The organism is Pseudomonas sp. lyk4-TYG-107 (genome assembly GCF_030209055.1).
In the GTDB taxonomy this organism is placed as follows: domain Bacteria; phylum Pseudomonadota; class Gammaproteobacteria; order Pseudomonadales; family Pseudomonadaceae; genus Aquipseudomonas; species Aquipseudomonas putida_A.
On sequence record NZ_JARVST010000001.1, the window covers coordinates 343,881 to 355,640 of the forward strand.

Consider the following 11,760-nt stretch of genomic DNA (forward strand, 5'->3'; position numbering starts at 1 on the left):
TATATATCCATAAATCATATTTATTCATTTGGTTATGCTTTTAAGAGATATGCGATTTGCTTTGTTCCGGGCAAAAAAACAGGCCGTGAAAACGGCCTGAAATCCCCTGCTTTGTGGTTCTGGATTCTCAATTCTGTGTTGCCTGGACTGGCGTCTTCGCGAGCAAGCCCGCTCCCACAGGGGAACGCATTTCAAATATAGGAGTGAGCCTGCTCGCAATGACGGTGGTGACTACACCGCCAATCTCACTGATTCACTTGTTCGGCTGCGGCGTCAGGCGCAGGTATGGTTTCACCGCGCGATAGCCTTTGGGGAAGCGCCGCTTGATTTCTTCCTCGTCCTTGAGCGACGGCACGATCACCACCTCTTCACCGTCCTGCCAGTTGGCCGGGGTGGCCACCTTGTAGTTGTCGGTGAGCTGCAGCGAATCGATCACCCGCAGGATCTCGTGGAAGTTGCGCCCGGTGCTCGCCGGGTAGGTGATGGTCAGGCGGATCTTCTTGTTCGGATCGATCACGAACAGCGAGCGCACGGTCAGGGTGTCGTTGGCGTTGGGGTGGATCAGGTCATAGAGGTCGGAAACCTTGCGATCGGCGTCGGCCAGGATCGGAAAGTTAACGATCGTGTTCTGGGCTTCGTTGATGTCTTCGATCCACTTGTGGTGCGAGTCCACCGGATCCACCGACAGCGCGATGGCTTTGACGCCACGCTTGGCGAACTCATCCTTGAGCTTGGCGGTGAAGCCCAGTTCGGTGGTGCACACCGGGGTGAAGTCGGCCGGGTGGGAGAACAGCACGCCCCAGCTATCGCCCAGCCACTCGTGGAAACGAATCTTGCCGGCGCTGGAATCCTGTTCGAAGTCGGGGGCGATGTCGCCGAGTCTGAGGCTCATGGTGCTGCTCCTGATGAGTTGTTGGAGAACTCAACTGTAGCTCGGGATTCGACATCATGAAAAAGAATAAATAAATAGATATCTAGAATCTAAAGGAATATTAAACATCGTTCACTGGACGCTCGCCCGCATCGCGACGAACATCGCCCTCAAGGTTCGAGAAGGCCTTGAGTAGCTGCAAAAGAGGGGAATTTCGGGCCAGGCTTACGGGGGTGAGCCCTGACCCGAAAATGCAAAAGCCCCGTCCGGCGCGATGCCGGACGGGGCTTTTTTTACATCAACAGCTTGAACGCGCTATTACAGCAGCGGGATCGAGTAGCTGACGATCAGGCGGTTTTCGTCCTGGTCGCGCTGACCTGGGATATCGTTGCGCCAGGTAGCGTTTTTCCACATCAGGCCCAGGTTCTTCAGCGGACCTTCTGGTACGACATAACCAACGGTCAGGTCGCGTTCCCATTCGGAGCGGCCAGTGGCGTTGACGGTAACTTGGTTGTAACCAACTTTGCCGGTGGTATCGATGTTATCGCCACGCAGGTAAATCAGACCGGCTGTCAGGCCAGGGATGCCCACTTTAGCGAAGTCATACGAGTAGCGAGCCTGCCAAGTGCGCTCGCCAGCACGGCCGAACTTCTGGATCTGCATGTCGGTAATGGTGTAGTTCGACGAACCGTCACCCTGGTTCAGCCAAGGGAAGTCGCTGTTACCGTTGCTGACCTGATAACCGCCACCGAAGGTGTGACCTTCAACGGTGTACAAGAACAAGCCGCTGTACAGGTTGTTGTCAACTTTGCCTTTGGTGACGCCAGTACCGTAATCGCCGGAGGTGAAATAGTTGGCATCGTGACCGTTAGCGCCATCGTCACGGCTGTTGAAGTAACGGAAGTCAGACTTCAATACGCCCGGGCCGATTGCCCAGTTGTGAACCAGGCCCAGGAAGTGTTGCTTGTAGAACTGGTCCAGATTGCCGTAGTAGTACTGAGCGGTCAGATCTTTGGTGATCTTGTAGTCACCGCCGGCATAGATGAACTTGTTGCTGTCACGGCCAGACGCAGTACGGCCGTTGGCACCCGCGATCGACAGTTCTTCGTTGTTGCTGGAGTTACGACCTTTTACGTGCTCGATCTGGCCGCCCACAAGGGTCAGATCCTTGATCTCGCCCGAAGTGATCTGGCCACCCTGGAAAGTTTGCGGCAACAGACGACCATCGTTGGTGACGATAACCGGGTTTTTAGGCTGCAAAGTACCCAGCTTCAGTTCGGTCTGGGAGATCTTGGCCTTGGCGGTCAGACCCAGGCTGGAGAAGTTATCAACCGCTTCACCATTGGATTTGCTTGGGAAAACAGTGCCGCCGTAGGAACCGTAGTTAGTCGGTGTCGCCGGGGAAGCACCGTTAGTGCCACCACCGGAATCCAGACGCACACCCAACAGGCCGATCGCATCGATACCGAAACCCACAGTGCCTTGGGTGTAACCGGAGATGAAGCGCAGATCGAAGCCTTGGCCCCATTCTTCTTGCTTGCTCTGCACGCCTGCACGCTTGTTGGCAGGAGCGTTGACGTCGCTGTCACGGTTGTCAGTATTGATGTAGAAGTTGCGCAAGCCCAGAGTGGCCTTGCTGTCTTCGATGAAACCGGCGGCGCCTGCCTGCTGCGCCATAACCCCTACGGCCACAGCCAGGGCCAAGGTGGACTTGTTCATGTAAAGCTCCTCTCGTTTCTAATTCTTGTGTTCCTGGCCCGGGGTCTGATGCCCTGGATCCTAAGATGCGCGATTAGCGCCAGACCGTGACTGACAAGTCAATCGTAACCTTGTGTGTCTACGACCAAGGTCTAATCGCAGTGATTTGGTCCGTGCAGAGTAAAGATTTCCTGATAAACCCAAAAAGAATTTATTCATTCTTTTTCATATCATTCGGGAATATGGCCACTATCTCGCCATCCTCGCCCGGATACAACGTATCGGCGACTAAGCTCATTCCTAAATGGTATTTGTTAGCCTTTTTTTATATCGATTAGCTTTGGCGCAACCCCAATTCGTCAAACCCTATCGAAAAGGCGACGCCATGATGGCTAAACGCGCACTATCTAGTCAATTTGTTACAGTTTGTGTGTCGGCGCTGATTTGTTTTTCCGCGCAGGCTGCCAACCTCACCATCGGTTATCAAACCGGGATCGACCCCAGCAAAGTCCCCCAGGCCGACGGTACTTACGAAACAACCATCGGCCAGAAGATCGACTGGCGACGCTTCAATAGTGGCCCGGAAGTTGTGACAGCCATTGCCTCCGGCGATGTGCAGATCGGCAACCTCGGCTCCAGCCCTCTGGCAGCGGCCGCTTCACGCAATCTACCAATCGTCGCCTTCATTGTTTCAGCACAGATCAATGCCGCCGAAGCCTTGGTGGTGCGCAATGGCAGCGGAATCAATTCGCCGCAGGATCTGGTCGGCAAGACCATCGCCACGCCCTTCGTTTCCACGTCCCACTACAGCCTGCTCGGCGCACTCAAGCACTGGGGCCTGGACACCTCGAAAGTCAAAGTGGTGAACCTGCAACCGGCGGAAATCGCCGCAGCCTGGAAGCGTGGGGATATCGACGGTGCGTTCGTCTGGTCGCCAGCGCTGGGGGAAATCCGCAAGAGCGGCAAGACCCTGACCGATGCCGCTCAAGTCGGCCAATGGGGCGCACCGACCTTCGAAGTCTGGGTCGCGCGCAAGGACTACGCCGAGAAGCATCCTGACGTCGTCGCGAAGTTTGCCAAAGTCACGCTGGATTCATTTGCCGATTACGCAGCGCATAAAGACAGCTGGACGGCTGACTCGGCGCCGGTTCAGAAAATCGCCAAACTGACCGGTGCCAATGCCGCCGATGTACCGGAACTGCTGGCCGGTTCAGCCTTCCCGGATGCCAAGGCACAGCAATCCACCGCACTGCTGGACGGCGGCACGGCCAAGGCGATTGGTGAGACGGCGAAGTTTTTGAAGGAACAAGGCAAGGTCGAGACGGTGCTGCCGGACTACTCGCCGTACGTCAGTGCGAAGTTTGTAACCGAAAACAATTGAATAGGTGGCGAGGGGATTCATCCCCGATGGACTGCGCAGCAGTCCACTGCTTTTGCTGAAGCGGGGGCCGCTGCGCGGCCCATCGGGGATGAATCCCCTCGCCACAAAAGTCCTTCGCTAATCTTCAGAGGGTCTTTTCGAAGATCTTCGAGTTACGCTGATAGTTGTACAGCGACGCCCGTGCCGCCGGCAGACGCTCGACGCTGCTAGGTTCGAACCCGCGCTCGCGGAACCAGTGCGCGGTACGGGTGGTAAGAACGAACAGAGTCTTCAACCCTTGCGCCCGGGCACGGGTCTCGATGCGCTCCAGCAGCTCATCGCCTCGACCACCGTGACGGTACTCCGGATTCACCGCCAGGCACGCCAGCTCACCGGCATCCGAATCGGCAATCTGGTACAGCGCCGCACAGGCGATGATCATCCCTTCGCGCTCGACCACGCTGAACTGCTCGATCTCGCGCTCCAGCACCTCGCGCGAACGACGTACCAGAATCCCCTGCTCTTCCAGCGGACTGATCAAATCGAGCAAACCACCGACGTCTTCAATCGCCGCCTCGCGCACCAGCTCGAATTGCTCTTGCGCGACCAGTGTGCCGCCACCGTCGCGGGTGAACAGTTCGGTCAGCAGCGCACCGTCTTCGGCATAACTGACGATATGGCTGCGCGCCACGCCGCCACGGCAAGCCTCGGCGGCGGCATCCAGCAGCTCCGCCTGATAGTTGTTGCCCAGACGCGCCAGATGCGCCGGCACCTGTTGCGGACGCAGTTCGCGCACCAGTTTGCCGTTCTCGTCGATCAGACCGAGGTCGGCGCCGAACAGCAGCAGCTTGTCGGCACCGAGGTCGATGGCGGCGCGGGTGGCGACGTCTTCGCAGGCGAGGTTGAAGATTTCCCCGGTCGGCGAGTAGCCCAGCGGCGACAGCAGCACGATCGAACGCTCGTCGAGCAGACGATTGATGCCTTTGCGATCGACCCGGCGCACTTCACCGGTGTGGTGATAGTCGACGCCTTCGAGCACGCCGATCGGCCGCGCGGTCACAAGGTTGCCGCTGGCCACCCGCAAGCGCGAGCCCTGCATCGGCGACGAGGCCATGTCCATCGACAGCCGCGCTTCGATAGCGATACGCAGCTGACCGACCGCGTCGATCACGCACTCCAGCGTCGCCGCATCAGTGATGCGCATGCCGTGGTGGTAGTGCGGGGTCAGGCCGCGCGCAGCGAGGCGGGTTTCAATCTGCGGGCGCGAACCGTGGACCAGCACCAGGCGCACGCCGAGGCTGTGCAGCAGCACCAGGTCGTGGACGATGTTGCCGAAGTTCGGATGCTCCACGCCGTCGCCGGGCAGCATGACGACGAAGGTGCAGTCGCGGTGGGCATTGATGTAAGGGGACGCGTGACGAAGCCAATTGACGTATTCGGGCATGAACCTGGGCCTGTAATAAATAGCAGCCGGAAATAAGGGCGAAACGGAAAACGCACAGCGGGCTGATGGTTATCGTCGGAACAGGCTTGGCGACACGCGCGCTCTCCTCATGAATACGGGTTGGGGTGCTGGCAATTTACAGCGTTTGATCGGATAAAACACATACCTCCTGTGGGAGCGAGCCTGCTCGCGAAAGCGGTGTATCTGTCGACATTGAGGTGTCTGGAATGGCGCTTTCGCGAGCAGGCTCGCTCCCACAGGGGTTGATCATCGTTCGTCAGCTGTCAGGCAGTAATGTTCAATCAACTGCCGCAATAGATGCACGGTAGGCTGCAAACGTGACATTTCAAGGTATTCGCCGGGCTGGTGTGCACAGGCGATGTCGCCAGGGCCGAGCACGATGGTTTCGCAGCCAAGGCGCTGAAGATAAGGCGCTTCGGTGCCGAACGCTACTGCTTCGGCACTATGACCGGTGAGCTTTTCAGCGATGCGCACCAATTCAGCGTCTTCGGCCTGCTCAAACGACGGCACTTCCGGGAACAATGGCTGGTAGTCGATCTTCACTTGATGCCGCTCGGCCACCGGGTTGAGCTTGCGCAGAATCTCCGCACGCAAAATTTTCGGGTCCATGCCCGGCAACGGGCGCAAGTCGAACTCCAGCGAACACTGTCCGCAAATCCGGTTGGGGTTGTCGCCGCCATGAATACAGCCGAAGTTCATGGTCGGCTGTGGAACGCTGAACTGCGGGTTGTTGAATTCACGCTGCCATAGCAGACGCAAACCGCGCAGCTCGCCAATGGCATCGTGCATCGCTTCGAGGGCGCTGTGGCCCAGGCGCGGATCCGACGAATGGCCGCTCTGCCCGAGGATATCGATGCGCTCCATCATGATGCCCTTGTGCATGCGGATCGGTTTGAGCCCGGTCGGCTCGCCGATCACCGCCGCACGGCCCAGTGGCTTGCCGGCCTCGGCCAGCGCCCGGGCACCGGACATCGAGCTCTCTTCATCACAGGTGGCGAGGATCAGCAGCGGTTGCTTGAACGGTTGCTCGAGCAGCGGCTGCACGGCTTCGATGATCAGGGCGAAAAAGCCCTTCATGTCGCAACTGCCCAGGCCGACCCAGCGACCATCGACTTCGGTGAGTTTCAGCGGATCGGTCTGCCACAGCGCATCGTCATAAGGAACAGTATCGCTGTGCCCGGCCAGCACCAGGCCGCCGGGCCCGCTGCCAAAACTGGCGAGCAGGTTGAATTTGCCGGGGCTGACCTGCTGGATATCGCAGCTGAAGCCCAGATCCCCCAGCCAGCCGGCAAGCAAATCGATCACCGCCCGGTTGGACTGATCCAGGCTCGGTTGGGTGCAACTGACCGATGGTGCGGCGATCAGTGCAGCGAACTGGTCTTGCATGGATGGCAAAGGCATCGCTGACTCCAACTCCCGATTTGAAGTCCATCATAGAGCCATCCGGCGCTCGGAATAAACCGCCGCAGGGCGTAGGAAGTTTGAGTCCTGTACACTGCACGGCCTTGGCAGCCACACATTCCCCCGGCTGCGCTCCCGATCCTGGATTTTCCGGCCATGCAGAAAGAAACCGAAATCAAACTCCGCGTCAGCCGCGAAACCCTCGCGGCCCTGCGCGAGCACCCGCTACTGAAAAAACGCAACAAAAATGGCTGGGAACGCCGTGAGTTGATGAACCAGTACTTCGACACCCCCGAGCGCGATCTGGCTCAAGCCAAAGTCGCCCTGCGTCTGCGCAAGGACGGTGACGAAGTGATTCAGACCCTCAAGACCCGCGGCCAGAGCGTGGCCGGTCTGTCCGAGCGTAACGAGTACGACTGGAAGTTGCCCAAAGCCAAGCTCGACGTGAAGAAACTCGACGGCGAATGCTGGCCCGAGGCGCTGGCCGAGCTGGACAAGAAAACCCTGAAACCGATCTTCACCACAGATTTCGTCCGCGAGCGTGCGGAAATCGCCTGGGGCCGCGGCAAGGCCAAAGTGGTGATCGAAGCCGCGCTGGACCTCGGTCACGTGGTGGTCGGCAAACAGAAAGAAGAAATCTGCGAGCTGGAACTGGAACTGCGCGAAGGTGAGCCTGCCGCGTTGCTGGAATTGGCCGCCGAACTGGCCGAAACCCTGGCCCTGATGCCGTGCGACATCAGCAAGGCCGAGCGCGGCTACCGTCTGTACGACGCCAACAGCTACTCGCTGAGCTTGCCCGCGCCGCAACTGACCCCGGAAACCCAACTCGACGACGCCTTCGCCGCCCTGCTCTGGCACTTGCTCGGCAGCAGCCAGCGTCTGGCCGAACAATATCGCTTCAACGGCCACTGGCGCCTGCTGCAGGACTGGGTCGAGAACCTCGCGGAAATGCGCGCCCTGCTCAGCAGCCTCGGCCAGGCCGCACCGCGTCCGGCCACTCACGACCTGCGCGTGGCGCTGGACGCATTGCTGGAAGACTGGCGCCCACTGGTTCAGGTCGGTATCGAAGACGAAGACGTACGCAAGGCCGCGCCGGAGCAATTCCTCGAAGAACTGGAAGACCCACGCTGGGGCCTGTTCTCGCTGACTGTTTCGCGCTGGCTGCTGGCCCGCACCTGGGCCGCCGAGCGCAACACCCGCGGCAATCGTCAGGGCGCCGCGCAACTGCACAGCTGGCTGCCGCGCATGCTCGGCGAAGAAGCCACGTCCCTGCAACTGCAGCGCTATCAGCAGCAGCCGGAAGATCTGGCCGAGCAACTGCCGCGCATCGAACGCATCCAGGTCTGGCTGCACCATGCGCGTAACGTGCTGGAGATCGCGGAAATGGATCGCCTGTACGGCGAGCTGAACAAACTGGCGCAACTGGCCAACGAACCGACCATCACTGACGAACTGCTCGATGCGCGCAAGCAGCAGGCGATTGCGGTTTATCAGAATCGTGCGTGGAAAATGCTGCTGCGCATGTAAAACCGCTTTCGCGAGCAGGCTCGCTCCCACATTGGAATGCAATCCCCTGTGGGAGCGAGCCTGCTCGCGAAGAGGCCATCTGCCTTACCTCAGACAGGCAAGCTTGTTGTGGACTTGATCTCCGACAGCGCCACAATCGAGTTCACCTCCTGAATCCCTGGCACCAGCGACAGCTTTTCGAAGAAGAATCGCTCATACGCCTCGATGTCCGCCGCGACAATCCGCAACAAAAAATCCACCGCACCCATCAGCACATAACACTCCAGCACTTCCGGAAAACCGCGAATCGCCTCGGTGAATTCGGTGAAGTTCGAACGCCCGTGGGCGTTGAGTTTGATCTCGGCGAAGATCTGCGTGTTCAGGCCGATCTTCTTGCGATCAAGCAAGGTCACCTGCCCGCGAATGATCCCCTCCTCCTTCATCCGCTGAATCCGCCGCCAGCACGGCGACTGCGACAGCCCCACCTGCTCGGCGATCTGCGCGCTAGACAGTGACGCGTCCTCTTGCAGCAGGGCGAGAATCCGCCGGTCGTAGCTGTCCAGCTCGCTATGCATAATCAATCCTCAAAATGATCATTTTGCGAATCGTTCCAGTCGAGCAATCCGCGAATCCGCTCATCTTAGACAAGAAATGCCCGGCATCGAATGTAAAAATTCCTCCACTGACTCTGGAGACCGGACATGCCTCACCTCGAAGCCGTAAATACCCCTGCGCCCCGCGCCGATGTGTGGAACGTCAACAATGCCCACCGCTGTGCGCGTTATCAGTTGCTCGCCGAAGCCGAGCCGGATCTGTTGGTGCGGGTGCTGAATCTGTTTGCGCTGCAATTCCTCACGCCGCAACAGGTCCACGTCGAGCGGCTCGACGATCTGCTGTCGATCGATATCGTCATTGACGGTCTGAGCTGGCATCGCGCCCAGGTGATTGCGGAAAAACTTCGTAACCTGATCAGCGTCTGCTCGGTGAACCTGCAAGACGCCGACACGGCGTGGGCTGCGCCGGCCCAGGCGTCCGGCTGACAAATCCGGCAACGGCTTTGTCGGGTAGTGGCCCAACAGTCTGCGGGGCCACGACTATCCTTTGCGCACAGTCGTTCAAAAGGAGCCCGCATGTCCGTTCAACTCGCCACTCAGGACCGCTGGCTGGATCTCAACGATGTGTTGCGTGAGCTGGTCGCCCAAGGCTTTATCAGCCAGGACTCGGCGGAGCAGGCGCTCAACGCCCGGCGCCGCCATGCGACCCACGGCCAGCAACATCCGCTGGAGTTCATCGCCAGCCAGCAACTGGATGACCTCAGCCGTCCGGGCAAACATCTGGACCTGGAAAGCCTGACCCTGTGGCTGGCGCAGCAGGCCGGCCAGCCGTACATGCGCATCGACCCGTTGAAGATCAACGTTGCGGCGATCACCCCGCTGATGTCCTACGCCTTTGCCCAACGCCACAAGATTCTCGCGGTGGCGGTCGACCGCGATGCGGTGGTCGTGGCCAGCGCCCAGCCCTACGTCACCGGTTGGGAGGCTGACTTGACCCACGTGCTGAAGCTGCCGATCAAACGGGTGGTCGCCAACCCGGTGGACATCCAGCGCTTCAGCGTCGAGTTCTTCCGCCTCGCCAAATCGGTCAGCGGCGCCAACAACGCCGATCAGCAAAACGGCAACCTCGGCAACTTCGAACAACTGCTCAACCTCGGCGCCAGTGATCAGGAGCCGGACGCCAACGACGCGCACATCGTCAACATCGTCGACTGGCTGTTCCAGTACGCCTTCCAGCAGCGCGCCAGCGATATCCACATCGAACCGCGCCGCGAACAGGGTACCGTGCGCTTTCGCATCGATGGCGTGTTGCACAACGTCTATCAATTCCCGCCGCAGGTGACCATGGCGATCGTCAGTCGCCTGAAAAGCCTCGGGCGGATGAACGTCGCCGAGAAGCGCAAACCCCAGGACGGCCGGGTCAAGACCAAGACCCCGGACGGCGGCGAAGTGGAACTGCGGCTCTCAACGCTGCCCACCGCGTTTGGCGAAAAAATGGTCATGCGGATCTTCGACCCGGAAGTGCTGCTCAAGGACTTCGATCAGTTGGGCTTTTCCGCCGATGACCTGCGCCGCTGGCAGGACATGACCCGCCAGCCCAACGGCATCATCCTGGTCACCGGGCCGACCGGTTCGGGCAAGACCACCACGCTCTACACCACGCTGAAGAAACTGGCGACGCCGGAGATCAACCTCTGCACCATCGAAGACCCGATCGAAATGGTCGAGCCGGCGTTCAACCAGATGCAGGTCCAGCACAACATCGACCTGAGTTTCGCCGCCGGGGTACGCGCGCTGATGCGGCAAGACCCGGACATCATCATGATCGGCGAGATTCGCGACCTGGAAACCGCGGAAATGGCGATTCAGGCGGCACTCACCGGCCATCTGGTGCTGTCGACCCTGCACACCAACGATGCCCCCAGCGCGATCAGTCGGCTATTGGAACTCGGCGTGCCGCACTATCTGATTAAAGCCACGGTGCTCGGGGTCATGGCCCAGCGTCTGGTGCGCACCCTGTGCCCGCACTGCAAGGCGCCGCTGACGCTGGAAGAGGAAGACTGGCAAACCCTGACCCGGCCCTGGCAGGCGCCGCTGCCGGGCAATGCGCAACGCGCTATCGGTTGCCTGGAGTGTCGCGACACCGGTTATCGCGGACGCGCCGGGGTCTACGAAATCATGCAGTTGAGCGATAGCCTCAAAGCGCTCATCACCCCGGACACCGACCTCACCGCCATCCGCCGGCAAGCCTTCAAGGAAGGCATGCGCAGCCTGCGCCTGTCGGGTGCGCAGAAGGTCGCGGCGGGGCTGACCACCCTCGAAGAAGTGCTGCGGGTGACACCGCAGAGCGAGCAGAAATAGGCCACTACGGAACCGGATTGGCGAATCGTTATCCAACGCCGTAGTTAACCCCCAGGAGTCACTCAATCATGCGTCTCAAACTTGCTGTCGCCACCCTTGCCTTGCTGTCCCTTCCCGTTGGTTCAGCGATGGCCGACAGCTTTTGGCGTAACGTCATTTCGTCCGGCGCCACCACCGGTTCGACCTACCTGACCTTCAAGGATCACAAGCTAATCGTTGCCGCACAGGACGATGCGGGTAGCTTCGTCGCCAGCGATGGCGGCATCCGTGGGCCGTACCTGGAAGCAGCGATGCAGAAAGTCCGCGCCGACAATCCGGGCCTGCAGGCCACGGACATGGAACTGGCGAATGCGATTCTGGCGAAGAACGCAGTGGCTTCCGAGTAAGCAGGGCGCCAACAAAAATGCCGCTCGATCGAGCGGCATTTTTTTGCCCGTAATGTCGAATTCACCACGCCCCCCCTGTGGGAGCGAGCCTGCTCGCGAATAAAGTGGGTCAGATACATGTTTGTCTTCTGACACGACGCCTTCGCGAGCAGGCTCGC

General features: G+C 59.7%; 10 protein-coding genes. 5 read left to right on the forward strand and 5 right to left on the reverse strand.

The features are described from left to right. Window positions 1-253: 253 nt before the first annotated feature. Window positions 254-892: a peroxiredoxin gene (locus tag QRN61_RS01550; protein WP_285373059.1), complete on the reverse strand. Its 639-nt coding sequence runs from the start codon at window positions 890-892 to the stop codon at window positions 254-256. A 297-nt stretch (window positions 893-1,189) separates the two neighbouring features. Next, window positions 1,190-2,590 (reverse strand): OprD family porin, encoded by a 1,401-nt coding sequence (locus QRN61_RS01555; RefSeq protein WP_103368205.1) that lies wholly within the window; start codon window positions 2,588-2,590, stop codon window positions 1,190-1,192. A gap of 364 nt (window positions 2,591-2,954) precedes the next feature. Here QRN61_RS01555 and tauA point away from each other — a divergent pair, with 364 nt between their 5' ends. Continuing rightward, window positions 2,955-3,950, forward strand: a complete 996-nt coding sequence (gene tauA / locus QRN61_RS01560) for a taurine ABC transporter substrate-binding protein (protein WP_285373060.1) — start codon at window positions 2,955-2,957, stop codon at window positions 3,948-3,950. Between the two features lie 124 nt (window positions 3,951-4,074). On the opposite strand, the gene argA is transcribed toward tauA, so the two are convergent. Together argA and argE are read right to left on the reverse strand one after the other, a co-directional pair. Next, window positions 4,075-5,373 carry an amino-acid N-acetyltransferase gene (gene argA / locus QRN61_RS01565; RefSeq protein WP_007967974.1) on the reverse strand — a complete coding sequence of 433 codons (1,299 nt, stop codon included), beginning with the start codon at window positions 5,371-5,373 and terminating at the stop codon, window positions 4,075-4,077. 267 nt (window positions 5,374-5,640) lie between these two features. Then, window positions 5,641-6,795, reverse strand: a complete 1,155-nt coding sequence (gene argE, locus QRN61_RS01570; protein WP_103368202.1) for an acetylornithine deacetylase — start codon at window positions 6,793-6,795, stop codon at window positions 5,641-5,643. Window positions 6,796-6,951: 156 nt separating this feature from the next. Here argE and QRN61_RS01575 point away from each other — a divergent pair, with 156 nt between their 5' ends. Beyond that, the gene (locus QRN61_RS01575) at window positions 6,952-8,322 is read left to right on the forward strand and encodes a CYTH domain-containing protein (protein ID WP_285373061.1); all 1,371 of its coding nucleotides are present in this window, start codon (window positions 6,952-6,954) and stop codon (window positions 8,320-8,322) included. Between the two features lie 89 nt (window positions 8,323-8,411). On the opposite strand, the gene QRN61_RS01580 is transcribed toward QRN61_RS01575, so the two are convergent. Then, entirely contained in the window at window positions 8,412-8,876 is a 465-nt protein-coding gene (locus QRN61_RS01580; RefSeq protein WP_027610503.1) for an Lrp/AsnC family transcriptional regulator, read from the reverse strand. Between the two features lie 126 nt (window positions 8,877-9,002). Between QRN61_RS01580 and QRN61_RS01585 the strand changes: the two genes are divergently transcribed. From QRN61_RS01585 to QRN61_RS01595, 3 genes are all read left to right on the forward strand, one after another. After that, complete coding sequence (locus QRN61_RS01585) at window positions 9,003-9,341, forward strand: ACT-like domain-containing protein (protein WP_097089583.1); 339 nt, start codon at window positions 9,003-9,005, stop codon at window positions 9,339-9,341. A 90-nt stretch (window positions 9,342-9,431) separates the two neighbouring features. Next, the gene (gene tfpB / locus QRN61_RS01590) at window positions 9,432-11,216 is read left to right on the forward strand and encodes a type IV pilus assembly ATPase TfpB (RefSeq protein WP_027610501.1); all 1,785 of its coding nucleotides are present in this window, start codon (window positions 9,432-9,434) and stop codon (window positions 11,214-11,216) included. 65 nt (window positions 11,217-11,281) lie between these two features. Next, window positions 11,282-11,602 (forward strand): DUF2388 domain-containing protein, encoded by a 321-nt coding sequence (locus tag QRN61_RS01595; protein ID WP_169843014.1) that lies wholly within the window; start codon window positions 11,282-11,284, stop codon window positions 11,600-11,602. Window positions 11,603-11,760: the final 158 nt, after the last annotated feature.